The following is a 25,501-nucleotide window of genomic DNA, read 5'->3' on the forward strand; positions in this document are numbered from 1 at the left end:
CCGGCCCAGGCTCAGGAGACAGCCGTGACCCGTGTGGCGATGTTCGACCTGGACGGCACGCTCGTCGACTCCCCGCGAGCGATCGTGGAGGCGTTCACCGTCGCCTTCGAGGCGATGGGGGTCGACCCCCGCGATCCGGCCGACATCCGGGCCACCATCGGTCTGCCGCTGGAGCAGGCGTTCGGCAAGCTGCTGGGCGCGGGGCAGGACGACCCCCGGGTCACCGAGGGCGTCGCCCGCTACCAGGAGGCGTTCCGCACGGTCATCCTGCCCCGCGCCCGCTCGCTGGTCTTCCCGGGCGTGACCGAGGGCCTGACCGAACTGCGCCGCAGGGGCGTCGTGGTGACCGTCGCCACCAGCAAGTTCCACGCCAGTGCCGACGCCCTGCTGACCGCGGCGGGCCTACGCGACCACATCTCCGTCCTGATCGGCGCCGACGACGTCACCCACCCCAAGCCGCACCCCGAGCCGGGACTGCGGATCCTGGAACGGCTGGAGGCCCGCCCCGAGCACGCCGTGATGGTCGGTGACACCACCCACGACCTGAGGATGGCCGAGGCGGCCGGGATCGCGTCGGTCGCGGTCACCTACGGAGTGCACGAGCGGGCGGAACTCGAAGCCGCCGGGCCGGCGTACGTCGCCGAGACGTTCCCCGAGGTCGTGGCCCACATCGTCGGCACACTGCCCGACGGCTCCGCGGCGGGTGGCGAGCCGGGCGGTGACGACACGGTCGACCGCCTGCTCGACGACCGGACGTACCACATCGAGTTCAACGGCCACCTGACCAACCACGTCAAGCACGCCGTCGTCGCCCTTGCCGGCCTCGGCGTGGAGCCACGGCGGATCAAGGAGTACCACGACAACTACGTCACGCTCACGCCGTACGGCTGCCCCGTGGAGCCGGCCCGCGCGCCCCAGCAGACCGTCGACGACGACAACTGGCTCGGACTTCTCGGGCAACGCCGGGACTTCGCCGCCTACTGCGCCTTCTTCGACCGGCGCGAACGGGAGCTCGGGATGCCCGAGCTGCTGCGGCGCTACCTGCCGCGCCTGCTGCCGGGCTGGGTCGGAGCGCTCCAGCACGCGACCATCCACCTGGGCTGGGCCCTCGACACCGGCAACCGCTGGATGGCCATCGAGGGCATCGCCTACCTGGCCTTCGCGTATGTCGACTGCCACCCCGAGCGCGGCGTCCCCTCGGACGCGTACGGCGCGGAACGCCCCAAGGACTCGCTGCTGCGCATCGCCCGTTTCTGGGAGGACAACCAGCCGCGGCTCGGAGCGTGGGTGGAGAACCTGGTCGGCGAGACGACGGCCGACATCCACCCCGAGCTGCTCCGCTCCGGGCTGCAGTACCGGATCGCCCGGATGCTCGGCGAGGGACACCCGCAGATTTACGAGACACCCGCCTGGGTGGGCGACCAGGACCCCGGCACCAGCTGGGACGACCTCGCCTACCTGGTCACCCTGCTCTACCTGGCGGAACCGGGCGACTTCCTCCTTCTGCACCTCATGACCGCGCTGCACGCGATGCGGCACATCGCCGACGCCCTGCCCGCCGAGCGGCGTCCCGATGCGGTCGGGTGCTACTGGACCGGCATCCTCGGCGTGCTGTTCTCCCGCGGCCACTTCGCCCGGCCCGGAAAGCTGCAGGCGCTCGACGGTCTCTTCGACACCGCCGTGGACGACGTCACCGACCCGCGCTGGGCCCGGGAGTGGGACTGGCTCGTCGCGCGGGCCGTCGAGGAGGAGGAAGAGCACAACCCGAAGCTCGTCCACGTGATGCGAGAGCTGTGGCACCGCACGGGCGGACGGTCCATCTACCGCGTCGCCGCCGGGCAGTTCACCGCGACGCCCGAGCTTCCCCCCACCTTCGAGCAGCCCCCGGCCGACTGACCGCCCCCGACCCACCCGAGGAGCCAGCCATGACCACTGCGACGCCCACCGCAGCGACCCCGGCCGCCGAGCCGATCCGCGCCGCCGTGCCGATCGAGACGTACCTCGGCAGGAACGTCCACCTGCTTCCGCAGACCGCCCAGCTCCGTGCCCTGCACACCGTCATCCGCGACCGTGACGCCCGCCGGGAGGACTTCGTCTTCTACGCCGGCCGGATCATCCGTCTCCTGACCGAGGCGGCCCTGGGCCTCCTGCCTTTCGAGCCGCACGACGTCACCACCCCCGTCGGCAGCACGTACCCGGGTCTGCGCTTCGCCGGCGGGCTGTGCGGTGTGCCGATCGTGCGCGCCGGGGAGAGCATGGAGGCCGAACTGCGGGCCGTCGTACCCGGGATCAGGATCGGCAAGATCCTCATCCAGCGGAACAAGGCGACCAAACAGCCGCACCTGTACTACACGGCGCTCCCCGACGACATCGCGGACCGCCATGTGCTTCTGCTCGACCCGATGCTGGCGACGGGAGGCACGGCCCTCGCGGCCATCGAGGTCCTGCGCGGCCTCGGCGTGCCGGAGGAGCACATCGTCTTCGTCAACTTCATCACCTGCCCGGAGGGCATCACCTCCGTCTGCGCGCGCTACCCCGGAGTGAGGATCGTGACCTCCGCCATCGAGGAGGGCCTGAACGAGAACGCGTACATGCTCCCCGGCATGGGCGACTTCGGCGACCGGTACTTCGGCACGGAGCGCCGGACCGGAGGGTGACGTCCTGGACCGGAGGGCCACCTCGTGAGGGCCGCCTCTCGGGCGGCCCTCACCGCTCAGGGGTCCTTCCACCATGCCCGCCCGGGTCGCGCGGCCTGGCACCGCACCTCGCCGCGTTACCAAAAGGCCCCAGTAGCTCCGCTACGAGGACCTTTGCACCTTCGCTGCGTCGATCGTCCGGGTCGTGCCGTCCTTGAAGGTGAGGGTGAACGTTCCGGTGAGCAGGCCCGTGGGGTGGCCCTTCGGCCACCAGGCGGTCCACCGGCCGTTCTCGACCAGGGCGTGGATGGTCTTTCCGCGGTCGCGCAGGGTGACCTCCTTGACGTCGGAACCCGCCGATCCGAGCGCGTAGTTCAGCAGGCCCTCGCCCTCACCCCGGGAACCGTAGGTGTCCAGTTCGATCTGGCCGGCGGGGAGCTTCGCCACCTCGGAGACGGCCATCGCGGAGCGGGAGCCGTCGGATCCCATGATGCAGTACGCGGCGTTGCCGCCCCGCGTGATGATCATGGAGCCGACGGATCCGCGGATCTCCGCATTGCTGATCTCGGGGCGGGCCCCGGCGTCGCCGAAGTCCTTCGTGAACTCCAGGCAGTGCTTCTCGACCGCGGAGCCCTCGCCGGTGGCGGTGTTCAGGGTGTGGGGCGTGCTGGTCCAGGTGGCCAGTTCCGCAGAGGAGAGCGGTCCGGAGCCGTTGAGACCGGGCAGGCCGCCCGTCACCGCCACCACGGCCGCGCCCGCGGCGAGCGCGCCGACGGCCGTGAACGCGAGGCCCCGCACGAGCGGGCGGCGGAACGCGGCGCCTGCCTGGCGGCCGGGCTTCCCGGTGTCGCTCAGGACGGTCCGCAGCAGCCGCTCCTCGCGGTCGATGTCGGCGGCGGACGGTTCGGTGCGCGGTGCGGCGTCGAGCTCGGCGAGGCGGGAGAGAAGGTCGTTCTTCTTGATGCTGTTCATGAGGCGTCGGTTCCTGTTCAGTGCGTAGGGGCGAGGGCGGGCGAAGCGGCGGTGGTGGCCGTGAGCCGGACGGCGAGGCGCCGTTTCGCGCGGGTGAGGCGCATGGCGTAGGCGGCGCGGGTGCAGCCGAGAACCTTCGCCGCGTCCTTGGCCGCGAGTCCCTCCCAGACGTGCAGCGCGAGGACCTCCTGGTCGGCCGGAGGGAGTTCCTTCCAGGCGGCGACGAGGTCCATCCGGCTGTCCACCTGGGCCGTCGCGTCGAACACCATGGCGGCTGAGGCGGTTTCGGCGGTCTGCTGGATGTGCACCACGAGCGCGGACTGCCGGCGCATGCCGCGGTGCGCGTTCAGCATCACCTTGCGTGCCGTGCCGAACAGCCAGGGCCGCGGGTCCGAGGGGAGCTCACGCCGGCGGCGCCACGCGGTGAGGAACGTCTCTCCCACGATGTCGTCGACGTTCATCGGGTGGGCACGCCGGCGTACGAACCGCAGCACGTCCTCGTAGTGTGCCCGGTACACGTCCGTGAACTGGGCTTCGGTCTCGATGGGCATGGCTTCCTTCCGTAGCTTCTGCCCGTACGTGTCCGGGACCGACGCGTGTGCAACAGGAGTGACGACGAGACGTCTTCGCACCCCGCCGTTTCTCGCTCCGCCGTTTCTCGCTCCGCCGTTTCTCGCTCCGCCGTTTCTCGCTCCGCCCTTTCGCCCTCCATCCCCTTTCCGGCTACGCCCTGACGACGACCTCGATGTCGCGCGGGCCGCGCGGATCGATCTCGTAGTGGGTGTCGTACTGGCTGCTGAAGCCGGTCACGCGCACCACGTCGCCCTTCTTCAGGGGGGTGACGTCGATGCCGGTCTGCACATTGACGAAGACCAGCACTTCGCCCGAGCCGTCGTCGACGGAGAGCTTGTAGCCGTAGGGGAGGTCGCTCGCCGGGGCCTGGGTGATCCGGCCGGCCACGCGGACGAGCCGCCCCTCGGTCCGCTCGCCGACCGCCCCGGTGCCGAGCCGCCGCGGTTTCACCGCCCGGCCCGGGTCGCCGAGCTCGACGTCGGACCGACCGGACGGCACCAGGGTGAGCAGCCCGGACTTGTCCGTGAGCGTGCCGGTGACGCGCGCGTGCCGATAGGGGGCCGCGTGCGGGTCGGCCGGCACGCTCACGTAGATCCCGGCGGTCCTGTCCTGGAGGCCGAAGCCCTTGTCGCCGAAGCTCGACTCGAAGGCTCCCGAGGGAGTGGTCACCGAACCCTCCACGGTGACCACCGTCCCGAGCGGCAGGTGACGGGCGCGGGCGATCGGCATCGCCGCCGCGTGTGGCGCGGCGGTCACCGAACCGGCCCGCTGCGTGGCGCAGCCTTCGGGCAGGCAGGGCTGGGCGGCGACCGGGGCCGCCGCGCCCAGCAGGGCGCCGGTGGTCAGCAGCGCGGCAGCCGTCCGGCCGATCCGGGACGACAGGGGCATGGGGGCACCTCACAGGGTTCCGGTGACATGGCCCCACCAGGCTGTCATCGGTCCCACCGCTCGCGCCGCGAAATACCGCCGTTCGGGCGCGCGGCGAACGTCGCCGTTCGGGCGCTACGGCTCCGTGCCGGGTGCCTCGATCTCCTCCAGCGCCGCCGACAGGCGTTCCAGTACGCGGGCCGTCTCGGCGAACTCCTCCTCCCCCAGCGCCTTGGCGAGCCGGCCGGCGAGGGTCGCGTGGCCCGGGTCGATCTCGGCGACGGCGGCGCGGCCGGCGGCCGTGGGGGTGAGGAGCTTGGCGCGGCGGTGGGCCGGGTTGGGGAGGTACTCGGCGAGGCCGCGGTCGACGAGCAGGTCGGCGACGCGCTGGACGCTCTGCCGGGTGATGCCCATGGCGCGGGCGATCCCGGAGACGGGCAACGGCTCGCGCAGGACCGCGCCGAGCACCTGCCACCAGGCCGCGGTCAGCCCGGCCGGGCGCGCCAGTTCGTCGGCCACGGAGAGGAACTGCCCGTTCAGCCGGAAGACGGTCAGCGCGGTGCGGCTGAGCAGGTCCTGGAGCTCCCGGCCCGCCAAGCCCTCCGTCCGCTCGTCGCTCACCGCCCGGCCGCTTCCAGGACCGCGTACGCCTCGGCGTCCGAGTCGTGGAACAGGCGGTACCAGGCGTCGAGCACCTCGCCCTCGTACACGCCGAGGAGGCGGAAGACCTCTCGGGCGAAGGCGACGGGTTCGGTGGGCCCGGCCGTGACGAGGGCGCCCCCGTGCGAGGTGTCCGTGACCGCGTCCGCCTCCACGTACCGCTCGCCACCGCCGTACCCCGTCGCCGCCAGGTAGAAGGAGACCGCGCTGGTGTGCTCGCGGTCGTCCAGCAGACCCTCGCGGGCGAGCCCGGCGGTCGCCCCGCAGATCGCGGCGACGGGCACCCCGGCCGCCAGGAAGGCGCGCGCCGTGCGGGCGAAGGGAGCGAGGTCGTCAGTCGTGTCCCAGAGGTCCGCGCCCGTGAGGATCAGCAGCGAGCTGTCCTCGGGCCGGAGTTCGTCGAGCGTCGTGTCGGGCTGGATGCGCACCCCCGCGATGGTCCGCACCGGCTCCGGCCCGGGCCCCACGGTCACGATCTCGTACCCCGCCCTGGCCAGATACGCCGTCGTGTGGCCGGTCTCCCAGTCGGCGAACGTGTCGTAGACGGCGAGGTGGACGGGCTTGCGACGCGCGACGGCGCCCGCGCCGCCGTCCGTCTCGGTGTCGGTGCCGTTCATGACCGTTCCTCCTCGGGTGGACCCTGATGGCTATGTCAGCATCCTGTCACTTAGACAGCATGCTGTCAATATTCGGCATGAGGAGGCCACGCATGGCGCCTTCAAACCACAGGGCCGCTCTCGACTGCCTGGCCGGCCTGAGCGGCGATACGGCGCAGCCATATGTGGGCCGGTTCCCGCTCATGGAGGGGATGCCACCACAGGGCCTCCACCAAGTGGCCGATCTCGAAGGCGGGTCGGACGACGGTGATCGGTTGTCCGGAGAGGGTGGGGATCGCGACCCGTTCGGGCATCAGGCCGATCCGGTCGGTCCCCGCGACCAGGTGGGGAATGGCCAGGAAGTTCTCCGTGACGATCTCCGCGTGCGGTTCGATGCCCTCGGCGTGCAGGCGGTTCAGGGGGGAGAAGACCGGTGACGGGTGACGGTAGGGCAGCACCCAAGGGCGTTCGGCCAGTTCCTCCCGCCCGAGGACGGCCGGGGCGCGGTCGGCGGACATCACGCACACCCAACGGTCCTTGTACAGGTCGAAGGTGGGGATGTTCGACAGGATGCCCTGGGGCAGGACGAGGGCGTCCACCGTGCGCAGGTTGTCCAGCGCCTGCTGCACGACCCGTTCGGTGCTGTGCTGGAACCGCAGCCGCACGTTCGGCGCGGCGGTGCGGACCAGGTCGGCCAGGGCCCGCCCGAACGTGGGCAGTTGGCAGTCGGCCATGATCACGGTGAACTCGTGCCGGGCCTGCGTGGGATCGAAGTCGGGGCGCGTCTGGAGGACCCGGTCCGCCCAGCTCAGGGCCTGCTCGGTGTGTTCCACCAGTCGTTCCGCCAGGGGGGTCAGCTCGTAGCTGTTGCCCACCCTGACAAGGAGTTCGTCGCCGTAGTGCCGGCGCAGCCGGGCCAGGGCCGCGCTCAGCGAGGGCTGGCTCAGACCCAGCCGTTGGGCGGCCCGCGTCACACTGCGCTCCTGGAGGAGCGCGTCCAGCGGCGGCAGCAGGTTGAGGTCCAGAGTCACGGCACCCACCTCGAATGATCATCAGCCCTGTCTATGTCGAGCATAGGTGATTTCGGCTTCCCTGATCCCAGGGCGGACGCCAGAGTGGTGACACGGCTCGGCGGACCTCGTGTCAGACGGACCGCCACCACCCCAGACGTTCGCATGCTCGGGCCTGCACCGATCGATGCAGGTGTTCCGAGCCCATCAAGGAGGCGACAATGCCGTCGTTCCATGTCCTGATCGCCGGCGGAGGCATCGGAGGGCTCTGTCTGGCGCAGGGTCTTCGCCGCGCGGGCATCAGCTGCACCGTCTACGAGAGCGCGCCGGGCATCGGGCGGGCCGGCTACCGCCTGCACATGAACGGCGCGGGTGGCCGCGCTCTCCAGCAGTGCCTGCCGGACAACCTCTTCGAGCTGTACATGCAGACCTCGCGCGAGACGCCGCGCCGTGAGGTCATGGTCGTGCTCGACCACCAGGCCCGCGAACTGGGCGCCCGCCCCCACATCGGCCCGCCCAACGACCCGAGCCGGCCGCACACAGCGGTCAACCGGCGCACGCTGCGCCAGATCATGGGCGTGGGCCTGGAGGACATCGTCCGCTACGACAGCACCGTCACCGGCTTCGAGACGGATGGCGAGAAGGTGCGGGTGCTGCTCGACGACGGCACGAGTGAGACCGGGGACGTACTGGTGGGCGCCGACGGCATCAACTCCGTCGTGCGCAGGCAGTTGCTGCCCGACGTTGCGGTCGTGGACACCGGAAGTCGTGGCCTGTACTCCATCGCACCGCTGACCGAGGATCTGGCGGCGAGCCTGCCCGAGGCACTGTTCGACGGTTTCGCCGTCGCCACGGGGCCGAACGGCGCGATGTTCGCCTACGGCGTGTACCGGCCACGCAGGCCGGTCGCCGAGGCGGTGGCCGAACTGGCGCCCGGCGCCCCTGTCGATCCCGTCGATCCCTACATCATGGTCAACTGCGGCCTTCCGCCCGGCAGCCCTGTCGCCGCTGGCGCTCCTGACCTGTGGCACAGCTCCCCTGAAACCCTGCACGCGCTGATGCGCACCGCGGTACGGGGCTGGGATCCCGCCCTGGCCGATCTCGTCGAGCACGTCGACGCGTCGACGATCTTCCCGGTGTCCACGCGGCACCTGCAGCCGGCAGAGCCCTGGCCGGCCGGCCGTGTCACCCTGCTCGGTGACGCGATCCACGCCATGCCTCCCTCGTTCGGCTCCGGCGCCAACACGGCACTGCGCGACGCCGCGGCTCTCGCCCGGGCCCTGGAGCGCGCCGCCCACGGCGACACACCCGTGGCGGAGGCCGTGGCCGAGTACGAGACCGACATGCGCGCCGAGGTCTTCCCCATCCTGCGCGCCTCGGCCGACCCGCGGGGCCTCGACGCCGACTTCCTGCCGGACGACCTCCCCGTCAGTCACACCTGATCGCCGACTTCCCGACACGAGCCGCACCACGAGGAGACCCATGCCCGTCACCGAAGACATCGAGTTCCGAGTGTCGGAACTGACCCTGCGGGGCAAACTGTTCCGCCCGACCGACGGCCCCGAACGCCTGCCCGTCGTCATCCTCCAGGGCGGCCTGGGCGGTCCCGCGGAATCCATGTTCGCCATGGCCGAGGGCTTTACCGACGCCGGTCTGGCCTGCCTGATCTACGACCACCGCAACACCGGCTACAGCGACGGCGAACCCCGTCAGCAGTTCGACCCCTGGCAGCAGTGCCGGGACCTGCGCGACGTCATCACCCATCTGACCCTGCGCGAGGAAATCGACCCCGACCGCATCGCCCTGTGGGGCATCAGCATCGGTGGCGCCAACTCCCTCTTCACGGCCGCCACCGACCGCCGGGTCAAAGCCGTCGTCAGCATCATCCCCCCGGTCAGCGGCTGGAGCGCGCGCACGCTCCAACCGGCCGACACGCTCGCGGAGCTGGAAGACCTCATCCCCGCCGACCGTCAGGCCCAGCTGCGCGGCGAGCCGGCCGCGAGCATCCGCCTGCACGGCGTCCCGGAACCCGGGGCCCCGGTCATGTTCAGCGACCAGGAGGGTCTGGAATTCGTCGAGAACATGATCCACCAGCTGCCCAGCTTCCGGAACGAGATCACCATCTCGACCCTCGACCGCATCTTCGAGATGGAGGTGCGCGCCTACGCCGAACGCATCACCGCCCCGGTCCTGATGATCCTCGCCTCCAAGGACACCGTCGCCCCCGTCGAGGAGGCCCGCGAGATGTACGAGCGGATCCCCGACCCGAAGGAGGTCATCGAGTACCCGGGCCAGCACTACGAGATCCTCTCCCACCACTTCCCCGAGATCATCACCCGCAGCGCCGACTGGCTGGCCGCCACCCTGCGCGGCTGACCGCCCCTCATCCACTCCCGTCCGGTCCGCCGGAGCCCGCGTGGCCCGGCGGACCGTCCCCACCCCCCGAACGCAGAGAGGTGTCGTCGATGCGTCTGCTCGGACTTGCCTGCGGGCAGCAGGACGGCAGTGCCGAGGTACTGCTGAAGGCCGCGCTCACCGCGGCCGCGCGCGAGGGGACAGCCGTCGAGATGGTACGGCTGACCGACCTGTCCCTGGTGACCGCCGCCACCGCGGACGCCGGGGACGACGCGGCCTGGTTCTGCGACCGGCTGCTCGACGCGGACGGCGTGATCGTCAGCTCCCCCACCTACACCCGCAGCGCACCGGGCGCGTTGAAGCTCCTCATCGACCGCGCCTTCGGTCCGCGCACGGACGTGGTCTTCGTCCGTGAGGCCCTCTCCCCCCGCGCACACGGCCCGGCCGAGCAGAACGAGACTCGCGGCCTTCTGGGCCTCGACACGGCCCCCGATCCGCGGGTCCTCAAGCCGCGCGTGGCCGGCTTCATCGCCGTGGGCGGCTGCCCGTCACCCCACTGGCGCACGCTGACGCTGCCCACTCTGCACGCCCTGGCCTTCCCCCTGCACATGGCCGTCGCCGACCAGATGGAAGTCCCCACCCCCGGTGGCCTGGGCGGCATAGCCACCGACCCGGCGGCTGTGCTGCGCGCCGAGCGGCTGGGCGGCGCGGTTGCCCGGCAGCTCGGCCTGCCCCACGACGAGGTCCGGTTCCTGGGGGAGCCCGGCACCTGCCCGATGTGCCACCTCGACCTGATCGTGCTGCGCGACGGCCGCGCCGAATGCGGCACCTGTGGGGCCGCGGGCCGTTTCGTCGTCGAGGACGGCGACGTCCGGGTCGACTTCTCCGCCGCCGGCACCGCTTCCTCCGTCCACACCCTCACGGAGCTGGAGGAGCACTACCGGGAACTGTTGAGCGTCGCCTCACTGGAGCCAGACCCCCAGGAGATCGACAAGCACGCCGCCGCGTTCCGTGACAGCGTCCCCGTCGTGCGCCCACCACGGCCGTAGACGACCGTTCGTGCGGATCGCCAGTCTCACCGAAGAGAGCGGCACGGTCGTCGTGGATCCCGCCCTCGAACTGGGGCCTCCTGGTCGAGACGCTGTGGTGGCACCCCGTGCACGAACGCGGCCCTGCCCACCTCTGGCTGCGCCACACCGGGGCGCACGCGGGTTGGCTGCTCACCACACAGGACACCGTCTTAACCGCCGACAGCGGTGCGCTTAACCTCTCGCTCCCTAGCGTCGTGGCCATGGACAGCACAGGAAACCTCACAGAGATGACCGCCCACCTCGGGCTCGATCTCGTCGCCGTGACCCTGCTGACGTGCGGTGTCTTCCACCGCCGGCACCACAGGCGCGAGCTCGTGCCCGCGTACCTGGCGCTCAACGTCGCGTTGTTCGCGGTCGTCGCCGCGCTCGGCCGGGTCGGCGACAACGGTGGGCTGGCCCTGGGCTTCGGGCTCTTCGGAGTCCTGTCGATCGTTCGGCTGCGCTCCGCCTCGGTACAGCACCAGGAAGTGGCCTACTACTTCACGACCCTGGTCCTGGGACTGCTGTGCGGTCTCCCCGGCCTCGGCCTCGGCGTCGCCGCCGCCCTCGCGGGGGTGCTCCTGCTCGTCCTCTACGCGGCCGATCACCCGCGTCTGTACGCCCGCGAGCGGCGCACGGTCGTCACGCTCGACGCGGTGTACGAGGACGAGGACGCCCTCCGCGCCGACCTGCGGCGACGGCTCGGAGAGCCGTTCGGATGGACCGTGCGCGAGGTGGACTACGTGCGGGACCTGACCGTGGTGGAGGTGAGGTACCGGGCCGCGGCCGACGGTACGCGGACGTCTCCGCCCGCTCGGACGCCTCTCGCGTCCCGCGCCTCCGCCACCGCCGTGACCGGCACGCCCGCTCCGCGCACCGCCCCGAAGGAGCCGGCGACGTGGTGACCGGTACCGACGTGGTGACCGGTGCGGACGCGGTGACCGGTGCGTCCGCACAGGCCCTGCGCGCCGTCGAGCGGGCGGCGGCCGCCGCGCACCCGATGTCGCTGGCCGAGCTGAACGCCCGTGCGGAGTTGCTGGCCCGCCACGACAACAGCTACGTCGTGCCGGTCCCCGTCTTCGAGGACTTCGCGGCCCGGCTGACCGATCCGCGCCGGCCCGGCGGGCGCCCCGCCTTCCGTGTCCTCGCCATCGAGGGTCTGCGCTGCTTCCGGTACCGCTCCACCTACTACGACACCCCGGAGCTGCGTACGTTCCACGACCACCGGCAGGGGCGCCGGCGCCGTTTCCGGATCCGGGAACGGGTGTACGAGGACAGCGGCGAGCGGCAGTTCGAGGTCAAGCTCAAGAGCGGCCGGGGCGAGACGGTGAAGCACCGCCGGCGGATGACCGCGGGCGACCGGCCACTCGACGGGACACGGCTGGAGTTCCTCGCCCGGGTGCTGAGGGAGGCGTACGGCACGATCGACGTCCCGTACGGTCTCGTGCCCGCCCTGCGCACGGACTACCGGCGCGTCACGTTCGTCGCCGACGGGCAGCGCGTGACCTGCGACGCGGGGCTGGTCGTGCGGGACGAGGCGCTGGGCGGGCGAGCCGTCGCGGACGGTGGGCTCGTGCTCGTCGAGACCAAGACACGGGGGCACCTGACGGAGGCGGACAGGATGCTGCACGGGTACGGGGTGCGGCCGGCCGGATTCACGAAGTACAGCGCCGGGCTGGCGGCCGTACGGCCGGAGTTGGGGGCGAACGCGTGGGCCCGCGCGGTGCGCAGGGTGTTTCCGTAGACGGCAGGCCGGTGGTCCCGGTCAGGGAACAACGGTCAGGGGGCTGCCCTCGGGAACGTGAGCGTCACCCTCGCCCCTCGTGCGCTCCGCGCCGTGAAGGTGCCCCCCGCCTCCTCCGCCGTGCGGCGGGCGATGTCCAGGCCGAGGCCGGTGGAGCCCGCGCCGCTGGTGCCGCGGACCGCGGGGTGGGTGCCCGCGCCGCCGTCGGGGAAGCCCGGGCCCTCGTCCTGCACCACGAGCTCCGCGGTCTCACCGGCCGTCCGGACCGTGACGCGGAAGCCGGTGCCCTGGGGGGTGTGGTCGAGCACGTTCCCGATCAACGCGTCGAGCGCGGCGGCGAGTTCGTCGGGCGGAACGGGCACGGGGAGGGGACCGGGAGAGGTCCCGACCTCGACGGCCCGGCCCTGGTCCTCGGCCAACGGCAGCCAGAACGCGGTCCGTTCGCGCGCCACCGCCGACAGGTCGGACGAGGGGTCGGCCTCCCGCAGGGGGCGCCGCGCCCGGCGGATGACCTCGTCGACGCCCAGCTCCAGCGCGGCCACCCCTCGCGTGATCCGCTCGGCCTCGGCGGGGTCACGCAGGGTCTCGGCGTCCAGCCGGAGCGCGGCGACGGGGGTGCGGAGACGGTGGGCGAGATCGGCCGCGTTCTCCCGTTCGGCGGCGAGGATTTCGTCGATGCGGGCGGCGAGCCGGTTCAGCCGGTCGCCGACCAGGCGGAGTTCCGGTGGCCCGGCCGGTTCCGCGCGGGCCGACAGGTCTCCGGCGGCCAGCCGGTCCGCCGTCCCGGCCAGCGAGCGGGTCGTGCCCACCAGCCGCGCGCCCAACCGGTCGGCGAGCACCAGCCCCAACAGGACGAGACCCGCGCCGATTCCGGCCAGCACCAGCCAGGACGCGAGCACTCCGTCGTACAACTGCCCCGGACTCACAGCCACCTGCACCACCGCCGTGCCGTCCGGGGCGCCGTGCACAGGGACCAGCACGAACCGTCCGCCGCCGGACGGCTCGTACGTGAACGCCCGCCCCGTACGCGCCAGCCGGACCGCGCCCGTGACCCGCGCCGGGGCGCCGACGACGGAACCGTCGGCGAGGATGAGCGACGTCCGGGGAAGACCGGCGCCGTTGGCGCTCCGCACGGTCTGCTCGGCATCCTCCTCGCCTCGCGCGCCGCTCGCCAGCACGGGCCCCACGGCCGACGCCACCCACTGCGCCCGCGCCGTGGCCTCCGCGGTGGCGCGGTCGGCGGCGTGCGTCCGCGTGAGCAGCGTGAGGGGTACGAGCAGAGCGGCCAGGACCAGGGCTGTGGTGGCCCCGGTCAGCAGGAGCAGCCGGCGCCGCACTACGGCTCCCCCGTCGCGCCGGTCCCGCCGTCGGGCGTGGGTGCCATCAGCTTCACGCCCACGGTGCGGACCGTGTGCAGATAGCGCGGCGCCTGGGCCGTCTCGCCCAGCTTCCGCCGCAACCACGACAGATGGACGTCGACCGTCTTGTCCGCGCCGCCCAGCGGCTGCTGCCAGACCTCGGCCAGGAGTTCGCGGCGGGAGACGACCTGGCCGGCCCGGCGCGCCAGGTGGGCCAGCAGGTCGAACTCCCGGGGGGTGAGGTCGAGGGCCCGGCCGTCCAGGGCGACCTCGCGGGCCGCCGGGTCCAGGACGAGACCGCCCACCCGCAGCGGCTCCTCGGGCTCGGCCGTGCCCAGCCGCCGCAGCACGGCCTTGATCCGCGCGTCGAGCTGGGCCGCGCCGAACGGCTTCACGATGTAGTCGTCGGCGCCGTTCTCCAGCAGCGCGACCATCTCCGGCTCCTCGTCCCGCGCTGTCGCCACGATCACCGGTACGTCACTGACCGCCCGCAGCATGCGCAGCACCTGCCCGCCGTCGACGTCCGGCAGCGCCAGGTCCAGGACGACCAGGTCCGGCGGGCGGGTCATCGCCGCGTCGAGTCCCGCCATCCCGCTGGGTGCCGTCGCGACCGCGTGCCCCCTGTCCCGCAGGGCACGCACCAGTGCTCCGCGCAGCGCGGGATCGTCCTCCACGACAAGTAGGTGGGCCATGACGAACACGGTAGCCAGATGCTGTACGCCAGATGGAATCCAGGTGAACGGCCGGTCCGTCGGAGGGGCAGCTTTGCAGGTGTCTTAACCCCGCTTTAGGGAAAGGTGCGGCAGGGTCCTGTCAGCGTCCTCCCGCACGGCGGCGGGGGCGGACGTGTACGAGCCCGGCGTCGTCGAGGAGAGGTGGTCGGCGCGTGAAGTGGCGCAGTGCCCTGGTGACCGCGGCGTGGGTGGCCGTCGGCACGGGCGCGGGCGGACTGGGCGCCTGGCAGTTGGCGAGCGCCGACGCGGGGGCGCCCGACCACAGCCGCGCCCTGGACGACGCGGCCGTACGGCGGGCGCTGGCGGACAGCGGGCCCTCAAGCGACCGGACGCCCGCACCGCACCCCTCCTCCCCGTCCCCCTCCTCCACTCCCCCCGCCTCCTCGCCGAGCCCGTGGCCCACCCGGGACCGGGAAACCGTCCGTTTCACCGGCGGCACCGCCACCGTGGAGTGCCGTTCCGACGGGACCGTGTACCTCGTCTCCTGGAGCCCGGACGACGGATACGGGTTCGACGAGGACGTGGAGCGCGGACCCGCCCCGGTGGCCCGGCTGGAGGCGGAGCCCAGCGCCGACGACGCGGACGACCTGGCGTACGACATCACGTGCACCCCGGCCGGGGCCCGGGCCCAGCGGATGGCGGACGCGGACGACTGAGCCCCGGCCCCGACACATCCGCCTCCCGGCGCCCGGCACCCGGCACCCCGCACGGCACCCCGCACCCCGCACGGCACCCCGGACACCGACACATCCGCCTCCCGGCACCCCGGCACCGGCACCGACACCCGGCACCCCGCACCCGGCACCCCGCACCCCGCACCCGGCACCCCGCACGGCACCCCTCACCCCGGACACCGACACATCCGCCTCCCGGCACCCCGCACCCCGGACACCGACACATCCGCCTCCCGGCACCCCGGCACCGACACCCGGCACCCCGCACCCGGCACCCCGCACCCCGCACCCGGCACCCCGGCACCCCGGCACCGGCACCGACACCCCGCACCCGGCACCCCGCACCCCGCACCCGGCACCCCGCACCCCGGACACCGACACATCCGCCTCCCGGCACCCCGGCACCGGCACCGACACCCGGCACCCCGCACCCGGCACCCGGCACCCGGCGGTGTCCAACCCCGACACACTGTCGCGTTACCGTGCGCACCGCAGACAGGACGCCGATGTCGCGGCTCACCCCCCGGCTCCTACCCTCCCCGGCATGACCCCTCAGCCGAATCCCGAGCTCGGCGCCGCCGTGAAGGCCGCGGACCGTGCGCATGTGTTCCACTCCTGGTCCGCGCAGGAGCTGATCGATCCGCTCGCCGTGGCCGGCGCGGAGGGCTCCCATTTCTGGGACTACGACGGCAGGCGGTACCTGGACTTCAGCAGCGGGCTCGTCTTCACGAACATCGGCTACCAGCACCCGAAGGTCGTCGAGGCGATCCAGCGGCAGGCCGCCCACATGACCACCTTCGCGCCCGCGTTCGCCGTGGAGGCGCGGTCGGAGGCGGCGCGGCTCATCGCCGAGCGGACGCCGGGCGACCTGGACAGGATCTTCTTCACCAACGGCGGGGCCGACGCCGTCGAGCACGCCCTGCGCATGGCCCGCCTGCACACGGGCCGCCCCAAGGTGCTGTCCGCGTACCGCTCGTACCACGGCGGTACGCAGCAGGCCGTCAACGTGACGGGAGATCCGCGCCGTTGGGCGTCCGACAGCGGGACGGCGGGTGTCGTGCACTTCTGGGCTCCGTTCCCGTACCGCTCGCGGTTCTACGCCGAAAGCGAGGAGCAGGAGTGCGCGCGGGCGCTGGAGCACCTGGAGACGACGATCGCCTTCGAGGGGCCGGGGACCATCGCGGCGGTCATCCTGGAGACCGTGCCGGGCACGGCGGGGATCATGGTGCCGCCGCCGGGGTACCTGGCCGGTGTGCGGGAGATCTGCGACCGGCACGGCATCGTCTTCGTCCTGGACGAGGTCATGACGGGGTTCGGGCGGACCGGCGAGTGGTTCGCGGCGGACCTGTTCGGTGTGGTGCCGGACCTGCTGACCTTCGCGAAGGGCGTGAACTCGGGGTACGTGCCGCTGGGGGGCGTCGCCGTCTCGGAGCGGATCGCCGCGACGTTCGCCACGCGGCCCTACCCGGGCGGTCTGACGTACTCCGGGCACCCGCTGGCCTGCGCGGCGGCCGTCGCCACGATCAACGTGATGGCCGAGGAGGGCGTGGTCGAGCACGCGGCCGACCTCGGGGCGCGGGTCGTCGGGCCGGGGCTGCGGGAGCTGGCCGAGCGGCACCCGTGCGTGGGCGAGGTGCGCGGGGTGGGCATGTTCTGGGCGCTCGACCTGGTGAAGGACCGGGGGACGAGGGAACCGCTCGTGCCGTACAACGCGACGGGGGACGCGGGGGCGCCCATGGGTGCGTTCGCCGCGGCCGCGAAGGCGAACGGCCTGTGGCCCTTCGTCAACATGAACCGCACACATGTCGTGCCGCCGTGCACCATCACGGAGGGCGAGATGAAGGAGGGGTTGGCGGCGCTGGACGCTGCGCTGGCGGTCGCGGATCGGTACGTGGGATAGGGCGGGTGCCGTGCCGGGGCGGCGCCTGGGTGTTTCTCGCCCCCGCCGCCCCTTCCCGTCCCATCCCCAGGGGCTCCGCCCCTTCGACCCCGCCTTTTCGGGGCTCCGCCCCGGACCCCGCTCCTCAAACGGAGGGGCTGAGCTCTCCCCCGCCGAAGTCGAAACCCGCGGGTAGGGACATTTGACTCTGTTGACCCTCCCTTTACCTCGGCGACACTCCCGGAGGCCCCCACCCCCCACCCTCCGGGAGACCTGAACATGAAGAAGATCCGCCTCGTGGCCATCGGCTGTGCCCTCGCCACCGGTGGCGCCGTCGTCACCCTGCTGCCCTCGGCCGACGCCGCCGAGGAGGAGAAGACGCCGGAGCAGATCGTCAGCATGTGCCAACGGTCGGCGGTGCTGAACGGCAAACAGCAGTCGGTGAGCGACTTCGGGGGCGGCCTCGGCGACGGTTTCGCGGCCGACAACTGCGATTTCGTCGAAACCAAGTTCGAGACCTTTGACGGCCCCACGGAGAAGGTCACCGTCGACTTCCCCAACTGCGAGCCGGACGCCACCGAACCGTCCAAGGTGACCACCGAGTACTCGCAGGCGGTGGGGCAGGGTCAGGGCAAGTACACCGTGACCCAGCAGGGCGCCGCCGGCGGCCTGTTCGGAGCCCTCAACGCCTCCTGGGTGAGCCACAAGGCCACGCTGGACATGACCGTCAAGACGGCCACCGCGTCCGAGTCGGAGCAGCGCGAAGTGCCCGTCGGGAAGGTCCTGCACGTCACCTTCACGCCCAAGATGCAGCGCATGACCGGCGAGTGGCGGGTGCGGATCGACGCCCGCGAGGCGACCACCGTCACCAACGCCACGCCCGAGAAGAACTTCGTGGCGGAGGAGGTCGTCGAGGGCCCGGTCATCCGGCCGGGGGCCGCGGGCACGCCCGGACTCGTGGACGGCACCTCCAAGGCCGTACTCGAGGACTGCTGACGCGCGGGCGCTTCCCGCTTCCCGACGACCATCCCCCACAGGAGACACCCATGACACGCACCGGCCGCGGCGGAAGCCACCGGAGCAAGAAGAAGCGCATCACCCTCGCCCTGGCACCCCTCGCCGCCCTGGGCCTCGCCGTCCCCCTGATGTACAGCGCGGGCGCCGCCACCCCCGACGAGGTGGCCACCGACTGCCGTACGGACTCGGACAAGCTGGAGAACTGCGAGTTCGTCGACGTCCAGAGCAAGGCCGACAGTCTCGGCCCCAACGAGCGGGTCACCACGGTGACCGACAACTGCGGCATCAGCACCGCGGCGACGAAGACCTTCAGCGGCACCGCGTCCGTGACACGTGTCGTTCAGCTGGAGAACGGCTTCGGCGTGGACGGCGGTACGAAGCTGGGGAACTCCTTCTTCGAGATCGGCCTGAAGTTCAACACGCAGGAGATCGACATCAAGCGTGACGACACCACGTCCTCGTTCTCCTTCAGCAGGAGCGACACGGTGAAGGCGGACCACATCGGCTTCTTCATGTGGTCCCACAAGCGCACCGACGTGAGCGGGTTCCTCCGGGCCACCTACAAGGAAGCGCAGGACGGCCAGACGGTGTTCTTCTCGCCCAGCGAGGGAGCCGCCACCGTCCACGTCTTCTATCCGCAGCTCCTGAAGAACGGCACCCCGGACGGCCGTCTCTGGCTGCGCAACGTCAAGTGCGGCACCCCACAGGCCGACGCCATCCTCGGCAACGGCAACAGCGTCCGCGCCGAACCCGGGTTCCAGCAGGGCGGCGCCAACGTCACCGACGTCGAGGTCCCGCTCTCCGAGGTCGACATCACGTAGTCGGAACCGAGTACCCCGGCGGCCCTCCGCGCGCGTACCCGCGCGGAGGGCCGTTCCCATGAATGTGTCTGTGCGTCACCCCACCGACTGCCCCCGCCGCGGTGTGACCCCGAGCCATAACAGGACGGCCTCCGTGCTGCCACGGACCTCCAACTTGGCGTAGATGTTGCTGAGGTTGTTCCGCACCGTCTTCTCCGTCAGGCTCAGCCGCCCACCGATCTCCAGTGCGCCGAACCCGTTCGCCAGCAGGTCCATGATCTCCCGTTCCCTCGGGGACAGGGAGTGCCGGGGTGTCTCGTCCGCGAACCGCGCGTCGCAGTTGAACCGCTTCAGCATGGTGGTGGCCCGCGGCGACAGGTGCGTGTGCCCGTGCAGGGTGCCGTCCACGGCCGCCGACAGCGCGCTGCGGGTGAAGTCTCCGGCGACCAGGTAGCTGGTGGCTCCGAGCCGGAAGGCGCCCCCGACCTGGCTCATCTCGGCGGAGGGGCTGATGACGAGCACCGGGGGCACCACATGCCCGACGTGGTCGATCAACCGGGCCAGTTCCCTGGCCGGTTCCTCGCAGCACAGGACGATCGCGTGCCACGGTCTGGCCCTGAGTTCCTGGTAGGGGGGCGCCACCCGGGTCACGGACACCGCGGTGTAGGCGTCGAGCCAGTCGTCGTGCGTGAGGTCGCCGACGCTGCAGGCCAGTGCGACCTCGGCGGTGTCGGTGTCGCGCAGAGCCGTGATGAGGCGCCTGGGAGTTCGCACTGCTCTGTCCTTCCGTCGGGCCGGGGACACTTGTTAGTACGCGGCCCGCGCGGATCGTGCTCAAGCGTTCAAGAACCCGCATATGACACGGCGAGTCCGGCCCCGCGCACCGATCGGTCTCGGAGCAAGTCCGAACGCGTAAGGTGGCGTGCTCGTAGAAAAGTACGTACCGCCACACGAACACCTGACCGCACACCATGGGGAGGGCCCCGACCATGCCCGGCACCGGTGGCGCCACGCCGAGCCGCAACGGCAACGGCGCCGTGACCCGCAGCACCCTGCGACAGCAGCTCGCGGACGCGCTCCGCGACGAGGTGCTGGCCGGCCGGCTCCAGCCGGGTCAGGAGTTCACGGTGAAGGAGATCGCCGACCAGTACGGCGTCTCCGCGACACCCGTCCGCGAGGCGCTGGTCGACCTGTCGGCCCAGGGTCTGCTGGACGCGGTGCAGCACCGCGGATTCCAGGTCCACGAGTACTCCCTGACGGACTACCGGGAGATGATCGAGGCCCGTGCCATGGTCATCGACGGCATCTTCCGCGCCGACAGGGAGTACGACACCGGCCCCCGCACCGCCGCCGTGCTGGCCGCCGTGCGCCGCCGCGGCGAGGAGGCACGGCGCGCCGCCACCGCCGGTGACCTGACCATCCTCATCGGCTACGACCTGCGGTTCTGGCGCGAGTTGAGCGACCTGTTCGGCAACCCCTACCTCTCGGACTTCCTGCACCGGCTGCGCGTGCAGGCCTGGGTGTGCGCGGTCCAGCACCTGCGGCGCCTGCCCGATCTGCGCGGCCGGCTGTGGGCCCGTCACACCGAGCTCGTGGACGCCCTCTCGCGCGGCGACGCCAAGGCCGCGCACGACCTCGTCATCGGCCACAACGCCCACTGCCTCGCCCTCGTCGAGCGCCTGGCGGCCGGATGAGCGGCGCGACGCACGCCACCGGCGCGCACGAGGTGGACCTCTCGGTCGTCATACCCGCCTACAACGAGGAGAAGAGGCTCGGCCCCACCCTCGACGCGATCATCCGTCACCTCCGTGAAGCCGGTGACGGCACCTCGTGGGAGGTCATCGTCGTCGACGACGGCTCCACCGACGGCACCCGGGACGTCGTCACCGCCGCCGGGGAGGCCGAGCCCCGCGTCCAACTGGTCACCAGCCCACGCAACCGCGGCAAGGGCAACGCCCTGCGCCTCGGCGTCTGCGCCTCCTACGGGCGCCGCGTCCTCGTCACGGACGCCGATCTGGCCGCCCCCATCGAGGAGTTGGAGCACCTCGACAAGGCGCTGACGGACGGTCAGGCCGCCGCGATCGGCTCGCGCGCCACCCCGGGCGCCACCATCGAACGCCACCAGCACCCCGTGCGCGAGGCCCTGGGACGCGCCGGCAACTTCCTCATCCGGGGCCTCGCGGTCCCCGGGATACGCGACACGCAGTGCGGCTTCAAGCTGTTCGAGGGCGACCGGGCCCGTGAGGCGTTCGCCGCGTCCCGGCTCGACGGTTTCGGCATAGACATCGAGATACTCCAGCACTTCCGCCGCTCCGGCTGGCCGGTCGCGGAGGTCCCGGTCCGCTGGGCCCACCAGTCCGGCTCGAAGATCGGCCCCTGGGACTACGCCCGGGTCCTGGCCGAACTCACCGTCCTCAAGGCCCGCTCGGTGCGCCCCGCCGACCTGCTCGCGGTCCTGGCGTTCCTGCTGATGGCGGTGGTCCTGTACGCCGGGCGCTGGATCGACCCCAACCACCGCTATCTGCCCGACTCCCTCCAGGACCAGAACCAGTGGGAGTGGTTCCTCGCGGTGACGGCCGACAACGTCGTCCACCTCCGCAACCCGCTCTTCACCGACCTGCAGGGCTTCCCCGACGGCGTGAACCTCATGGCCAACACGGTCATGCTGGGCCTGTCCGTCCCCCTCACGCCGATCACCCTCACCCTGGGCCCGGCCGTCTCGCTCGGTCTGCTGATGACGCTGGGCCTGGCCGCGACGGCGGCGGCCTGGTACTGGCTGATCGTCCGCCGCGTCGTACGCCACCGGGGCGCGGCCTTCACCGGCGCGGCCCTCGCGACCTTCGCCCCGCCGATGGTCAGCCACGCCAACGCGCACCCGAACTTCATCGTCCTGTTCATGATGCCGCTGATCATCGACCGGGCGCTCAGGCTGTGCGAGGGCGCCCGCGTCCGCCGGGACGGCGTCGTGCTCGGCCTGATGGCGGCCTACCAGATCTTCCTCGGCGAGGAGCCGCTGCTGCTCGCGGCGATGGGCATGCTGCTGTTCGCGGCGGCGTACGCGGTGGCCCGGCCGGACGTGGCGGGGGAGTCCTGGCGGCCCTTGCTCAAGGGTCTCGGGGTGGCCGCGCTGGTCGGCCTCCCCCTGGTCGCCTTCCCCCTCTTCTGGCAGTTCTTCGGCCCGCAGAGCTACAAGAGCGTGCTGCACGGCGACAACGCGGGCAACAGCCCGCTGGCGCTGTTCTCCTTCGCGGAACGCTCCCTGGTCGCGGGCGACGAGAAGACGGCGAGCGCGCTCGCCCTCAACCCCACCGAGCAGAACGCCTTCTACGGCTGGCCGCTGGCCGCGCTGGCCTTCGCGATCGTCGTCCGCCTGTGGGAACGGACCCTCGTCAAGGCGCTGGCGTTCACGGGCGTGGCCGCGGCGCTGCTGTCCATGGGCCCGAAGATCCGTATCCCGCTGACGGACACGGTGGTTCCGGGCCCGTGGGCGCTGCTCGCGAAGAAGCCCCTGTTCGAGTCGGTCATCGAGGGCCGCGTGGCCATGGTCTGCGCGCCCGTGCTGGGCATGCTGCTGGCGCTCGCGATCGACGCCCTGGTGAAGTCACCGAACATCGGGACCCAGTTCGTGGGTTTGACGGCGGTCGCGGCCGCGCTGATCCCGATCGTGCCCGCCCCGCTGAAGTCGGTGGAGCGCGCCGAGGTACCGGCCTTCATCGCGGACGGGACGTGGAAGTCGTACGTCGGAAAGGGCGAGACGCTCGTACCGGTGCCCCTGCCCGACCCGGGCAACGCGGAGGCGCTGCACTGGCAGACCGCGGCGCACCTTCGGTTCCGTATGCCCGGCGGATACTTCAACGGCCCGTACGGCGAAGAGCGCATCGGCATCTACGGCGCCTCGCCCCGCCACACGTCGAATCTGCTGCGCGACGTGCGGTACTCGGGGGTCGTGCCCGAGATCGGCGACTCCTGGCGGGCCCAGGCACGCAGGGATTTCGCCTACTGGAAGGCGGGCGTCCTCGTGCTGGCCCCGCAGGGGTACGACGAGCAGCTGCGCGAGACCGTGGAGAAGCTGGTGGGCCGGCCGGGTAAGTGGGTCGACGGGGTGTGGGTATGGGACCTGCACGAAGGGGGCTGAATGGGGTCTGAACGGAGGCCGGACGGGGGCCGACACGAGAGGGGCCGCGACCGTCCCCACCCATTACGCTTCCTTGACCACTGTGCGACCACTGTGCGCCGAACCGCCTGTCCTGACTGCCGTCCGTTACGCGAGGAGCTCTCTGTTGGCTTGTGACCTGTGGCTGGTCCCGCTCGTCGACGTGTTGTGCCACACCCCCGACAACCCCTTCGCCGAGGAGCTCGCGCTCTACAACAAGGTGCTCGGTGAGGCCGGGCTGCCGCCGGTGCCGGTGTACCAGTACATGCCGGGCCTGACCGGTGACGTGGCCCCGGTCGCGGGCTTCGACTACGACGCGCTGCACTTCCTGCGGCGGGCGTACCTGCTGCAGGTGTGCGGTCTCGCGGTGACCCCGGTCGACGAACTCGGCGGCGACTACGAGCAGCTCCTGGAGATGTTCGAGACGACGGCCCAGCAGTCGCACCTGGTCTGGCACTACGACCACGCGGGGGCGTACGTGCCCGTGGACTTCCCGCACCCGCTCGCCAACGACGAGCTGCTGGCCGGAGGCGGCCCCCTGGGCTCCTCCCAGACGCTGCTGCGTGAGCTGGAGCTCGTGGCCCCCTCGATCGGCATCGACCCGGCGAACCCGCCCGCCGCGCCCGACGCTCCGCTGGTCCCCACGGAGCTGGAGGAGCCGGCCGTGCCCGCCCCGTACGACCCGAGCCCCTTCGCCCGGGAACGGCACGTGTGGCTGGGCCTCCACGCCGCGGCGACGCGGAGCCTGGCCCAGGGGTCGATGATCGTCTTCAGCTGACAGCCGTCAGGCGGAGTCCGGAGAGGATCCGGGCCGCATGGGTCTTCACGGTGGCCTCACCCAGGGCGAACCGCGCGGCGAGTTCGGCGTTGCTCATGCCCGTGCCGAGTGCCTGGACACACCGGTCCTGGTCCTGCTCGTCCTGGGCGGACTGGCCATCGCGGTGGCGGGTGCCCTGCTCCCGGCCGGCTGGGCGGCCATGACCGGCACGGCCACCGCGCTGCGCACGGAGTGAACGAGGTGGGACGCCCCACTGCGACGCCCCACCTCGTCTCCCCGCTTCGTCTCCCCCGCTTCGTCGCCCTAGACGAACGAGTTGATCTCGATCGTCTCGTCCCGGCCCGGGCCCACGCCGATCGCGGAGATCGGGGCGCCGGACATCTCCTCCAGCGCCTTGACGTAGTTCTGGGCGTTCTTCGGGAGGTCGGAGAAGGACTTGGCCTTCGTGATGTCCTCGTTCCAGCCCGGCAGGTACTCGTAGACCGGCTTGGCGTGGTGGAAGTCGGTCTGGGAGTACGGGAGTTCCTCGACGCGCTTGCCGTCGATCTCGTACGCCACGCAGACCGGGATCTCCTCCCAGCCGGTGAGGACGTCGAGCTTGGTGAGGAAGAAGTCGGTGAGGCCGTTGACGCGGGTGGCGTAACGGGCGATGACGGCGTCGAACCAGCCGCAGCGCCGGTCGCGGCCCGTCGTCACGCCGCGCTCGCCGCCGATGCGGCGCAGTTCCTCGCCGTTCTTGTCGAACAGCTCGGTCGGGAAGGGGCCCGAGCCGACGCGGGTCGTGTACGCCTTGAGGATGCCGATGACGCGGCTGATCCTGGTCGGGCCGACGCCGGCGCCCGTGCAGGCGCCGCCCGCGGTCGGGTTCGACGACGTCACGAAGGGGTACGTGCCGTGGTCGATGTCGAGCAGCGTGCCCTGGCCGCCCTCGAAGAGGACCACCTTGTCGTCGTCGAGCGCCTGGTTGAGGACGAGGATCGTGTCGGCGACGTACGGCTCGATCTGCGCCGCGTAGCCCAGCAGTTCCTCGACGACCTGGCCGACGGCGATCGCACGGCGGTTGTAGAGCTTGGTGAGGACCTGGTTCTTGACGTCGAGGGCCGCCTCGACCTTCTGCGTCAGGATCGACTCGTCGTACAGGTCCTGGACGCGGATGCCCACTCGGTTGATCTTGTCGGCGTAGGTCGGACCGATGCCGCGCCCGGTCGTACCGATCTTCCTCTTGCCGAGGAAGCGCTCCGTGACCTTGTCGACGGTGACGTTGTAGGGCGTGATGATGTGAGCGTTGCCGCTGATCAGGAGCTTGGACGTGTCGACGCCGCGCTCGTTCAGACCGCTCAGCTCGGAGAGCAGGACCGACGGGTCGACGACGACGCCGTTACCGATGACCGGCGTACAGCCGGGTGACAGGATTCCGGAAGGGAGGAGGTGGAGCGCGTACTTCTGGTCACCGACGACCACCGTGTGGCCGGCGTTGTTGCCGCCCTGGTAGCGCACTACGTAGTCCACCGAGCCACCGAGCAGATCGGTGGCCTTTCCCTTGCCTTCGTCACCCCACTGAGCACCGAGCAGCACAAGTGCGGGCACGCGCGTACACCCCTTCCGGGCGGGGCATGTCCAAGGTC

Annotated in this window: 25 protein-coding genes; 15 read left to right on the forward strand and 10 right to left on the reverse strand. The window is 71.7% G+C overall.

Going from position 1 to position 25,501, the window contains the following annotated elements; genetic code table 11:
* Window positions 1-24 precede the first annotated feature (24 nt).
* Together ACZ49J_RS39735 and upp are read left to right on the forward strand one after the other, a co-directional pair.
* Window positions 25-1,896 (forward strand): HAD-IA family hydrolase, encoded by a 1,872-nt coding sequence (locus tag ACZ49J_RS39735; protein WP_467455914.1) that lies wholly within the window; start codon window positions 25-27, stop codon window positions 1,894-1,896.
* Window positions 1,897-1,925: 29 nt separating this feature from the next.
* Window positions 1,926-2,657, forward strand: coding sequence for a uracil phosphoribosyltransferase (gene upp, locus ACZ49J_RS39740; RefSeq protein WP_467455913.1), 732 nt, complete (start codon window positions 1,926-1,928; stop codon window positions 2,655-2,657).
* A 141-nt stretch (window positions 2,658-2,798) separates the two neighbouring features.
* Here the strand turns inward: upp and ACZ49J_RS39745 are convergent, their stop codons facing one another.
* The 6 genes from ACZ49J_RS39745 to ACZ49J_RS39770 form a co-directional block, all read right to left on the reverse strand.
* Window positions 2,799-3,608, reverse strand: a complete 810-nt coding sequence (locus tag ACZ49J_RS39745; RefSeq protein WP_467455911.1) for a hypothetical protein — start codon at window positions 3,606-3,608, stop codon at window positions 2,799-2,801.
* Between the two features lie 17 nt (window positions 3,609-3,625).
* On the reverse strand, window positions 3,626-4,159 hold the full coding sequence (locus ACZ49J_RS39750) for an RNA polymerase sigma factor (protein ID WP_467455910.1): 534 nt from the start codon (window positions 4,157-4,159) through the stop codon (window positions 3,626-3,628).
* 172 nt (window positions 4,160-4,331) lie between these two features.
* On the reverse strand, window positions 4,332-5,069 hold the full coding sequence (locus ACZ49J_RS39755; protein WP_467455909.1) for a hypothetical protein: 738 nt from the start codon (window positions 5,067-5,069) through the stop codon (window positions 4,332-4,334).
* A gap of 114 nt (window positions 5,070-5,183) precedes the next feature.
* On the reverse strand, window positions 5,184-5,669 hold the full coding sequence (locus ACZ49J_RS39760; RefSeq protein ID WP_467455907.1) for a MarR family winged helix-turn-helix transcriptional regulator: 486 nt from the start codon (window positions 5,667-5,669) through the stop codon (window positions 5,184-5,186).
* On the reverse strand, window positions 5,666-6,325 hold the full coding sequence (locus ACZ49J_RS39765; protein ID WP_467455905.1) for a DJ-1/PfpI family protein: 660 nt from the start codon (window positions 6,323-6,325) through the stop codon (window positions 5,666-5,668). Before ACZ49J_RS39765 ends, ACZ49J_RS39760 begins: the two co-directional genes overlap by 4 nt.
* A gap of 101 nt (window positions 6,326-6,426) precedes the next feature.
* Window positions 6,427-7,335, reverse strand: coding sequence for a LysR family transcriptional regulator (locus ACZ49J_RS39770; RefSeq protein WP_467455904.1), 909 nt, complete (start codon window positions 7,333-7,335; stop codon window positions 6,427-6,429).
* Window positions 7,336-7,535: 200 nt separating this feature from the next.
* Here ACZ49J_RS39770 and ACZ49J_RS39775 point away from each other — a divergent pair, with 200 nt between their 5' ends.
* From ACZ49J_RS39775 to ACZ49J_RS39795, 5 genes are all read left to right on the forward strand, one after another.
* On the forward strand, window positions 7,536-8,756 hold the full coding sequence (locus ACZ49J_RS39775) for an FAD-dependent oxidoreductase (protein ID WP_467455903.1): 1,221 nt from the start codon (window positions 7,536-7,538) through the stop codon (window positions 8,754-8,756).
* A 40-nt stretch (window positions 8,757-8,796) separates the two neighbouring features.
* Window positions 8,797-9,690: an alpha/beta hydrolase gene (locus ACZ49J_RS39780; RefSeq protein WP_467455901.1), complete on the forward strand. Its 894-nt coding sequence runs from the start codon at window positions 8,797-8,799 to the stop codon at window positions 9,688-9,690.
* Between the two features lie 89 nt (window positions 9,691-9,779).
* Window positions 9,780-10,718, forward strand: a complete 939-nt coding sequence (locus ACZ49J_RS39785) for an NAD(P)H-dependent oxidoreductase (RefSeq protein ID WP_467455900.1) — start codon at window positions 9,780-9,782, stop codon at window positions 10,716-10,718.
* 242 nt (window positions 10,719-10,960) lie between these two features.
* Window positions 10,961-11,644, forward strand: coding sequence for a DUF4956 domain-containing protein (locus ACZ49J_RS39790; RefSeq protein WP_467455899.1), 684 nt, complete (start codon window positions 10,961-10,963; stop codon window positions 11,642-11,644).
* Window positions 11,645-11,739: 95 nt separating this feature from the next.
* On the forward strand, window positions 11,740-12,483 hold the full coding sequence (locus ACZ49J_RS39795; RefSeq protein ID WP_467455982.1) for a VTC domain-containing protein: 744 nt from the start codon (window positions 11,740-11,742) through the stop codon (window positions 12,481-12,483).
* A gap of 35 nt (window positions 12,484-12,518) precedes the next feature.
* Here ACZ49J_RS39795 and ACZ49J_RS39800 read toward each other — a convergent pair whose 3' ends face one another.
* Entirely contained in the window at window positions 12,519-13,820 is a 1,302-nt protein-coding gene (locus ACZ49J_RS39800) for a sensor histidine kinase (protein WP_467455898.1), read from the reverse strand.
* Window positions 13,820-14,533: a response regulator transcription factor gene (locus ACZ49J_RS39805; protein WP_467455897.1), complete on the reverse strand. Its 714-nt coding sequence runs from the start codon at window positions 14,531-14,533 to the stop codon at window positions 13,820-13,822. The genes ACZ49J_RS39800 and ACZ49J_RS39805 overlap by 1 nt, the downstream gene beginning before the upstream one ends.
* 194 nt (window positions 14,534-14,727) lie before the next feature.
* On the opposite strand from ACZ49J_RS39805, the gene ACZ49J_RS39810 reads away from it, so the two are divergent.
* The 4 genes from ACZ49J_RS39810 (at window position 14,728) to ACZ49J_RS39825 (ending at window position 18,966) form a co-directional block, all read left to right on the forward strand.
* Window positions 14,728-15,231, forward strand: coding sequence for a hypothetical protein (locus ACZ49J_RS39810; RefSeq protein ID WP_467455896.1), 504 nt, complete (start codon window positions 14,728-14,730; stop codon window positions 15,229-15,231).
* 562 nt (window positions 15,232-15,793) lie between these two features.
* Entirely contained in the window at window positions 15,794-17,149 is a 1,356-nt protein-coding gene (locus ACZ49J_RS39815; protein WP_467455895.1) for an aminotransferase class III-fold pyridoxal phosphate-dependent enzyme, read from the forward strand.
* Window positions 17,150-17,407: 258 nt separating this feature from the next.
* Window positions 17,408-18,124 (forward strand): hypothetical protein, encoded by a 717-nt coding sequence (locus ACZ49J_RS39820; protein WP_467455893.1) that lies wholly within the window; start codon window positions 17,408-17,410, stop codon window positions 18,122-18,124.
* A 50-nt stretch (window positions 18,125-18,174) separates the two neighbouring features.
* Entirely contained in the window at window positions 18,175-18,966 is a 792-nt protein-coding gene (locus ACZ49J_RS39825) for a hypothetical protein (protein WP_467455892.1), read from the forward strand.
* 75 nt (window positions 18,967-19,041) lie between these two features.
* On the opposite strand, the gene ACZ49J_RS39830 is transcribed toward ACZ49J_RS39825, so the two are convergent.
* Window positions 19,042-19,719: a helix-turn-helix transcriptional regulator gene (locus ACZ49J_RS39830; protein WP_467455891.1), complete on the reverse strand. Its 678-nt coding sequence runs from the start codon at window positions 19,717-19,719 to the stop codon at window positions 19,042-19,044.
* Between the two features lie 215 nt (window positions 19,720-19,934).
* Between ACZ49J_RS39830 and ACZ49J_RS39835 the strand changes: the two genes are divergently transcribed.
* The 4 genes from ACZ49J_RS39835 (at window position 19,935) to ACZ49J_RS39850 (ending at window position 24,111) form a co-directional block, all read left to right on the forward strand.
* Window positions 19,935-20,639, forward strand: coding sequence for a GntR family transcriptional regulator (locus ACZ49J_RS39835; protein ID WP_467455889.1), 705 nt, complete (start codon window positions 19,935-19,937; stop codon window positions 20,637-20,639).
* Window positions 20,636-23,080: a dolichyl-phosphate beta-glucosyltransferase gene (locus tag ACZ49J_RS39840; RefSeq protein ID WP_467455887.1), complete on the forward strand. Its 2,445-nt coding sequence runs from the start codon at window positions 20,636-20,638 to the stop codon at window positions 23,078-23,080. The genes ACZ49J_RS39835 and ACZ49J_RS39840 overlap by 4 nt, the downstream gene beginning before the upstream one ends.
* Before the next feature lie 145 nt (window positions 23,081-23,225).
* Window positions 23,226-23,876, forward strand: a complete 651-nt coding sequence (locus ACZ49J_RS39845) for a hypothetical protein (protein ID WP_467455885.1) — start codon at window positions 23,226-23,228, stop codon at window positions 23,874-23,876.
* Window positions 23,877-23,913: 37 nt separating this feature from the next.
* A complete protein-coding gene (locus ACZ49J_RS39850; RefSeq protein ID WP_467455884.1) occupies window positions 23,914-24,111 on the forward strand; it encodes a hypothetical protein in 198 nt (65 codons plus the stop codon).
* Between the two features lie 68 nt (window positions 24,112-24,179).
* On the opposite strand, the gene ACZ49J_RS39855 is transcribed toward ACZ49J_RS39850, so the two are convergent.
* On the reverse strand, window positions 24,180-25,463 hold the full coding sequence (locus ACZ49J_RS39855) for an adenylosuccinate synthase (protein WP_467455883.1): 1,284 nt from the start codon (window positions 25,461-25,463) through the stop codon (window positions 24,180-24,182).
* Between the last annotated feature and the right edge of the window lie 38 nt (window positions 25,464-25,501).

It is taken from the genome of Streptomyces sp. NPDC030840 (genome assembly GCF_055572015.1).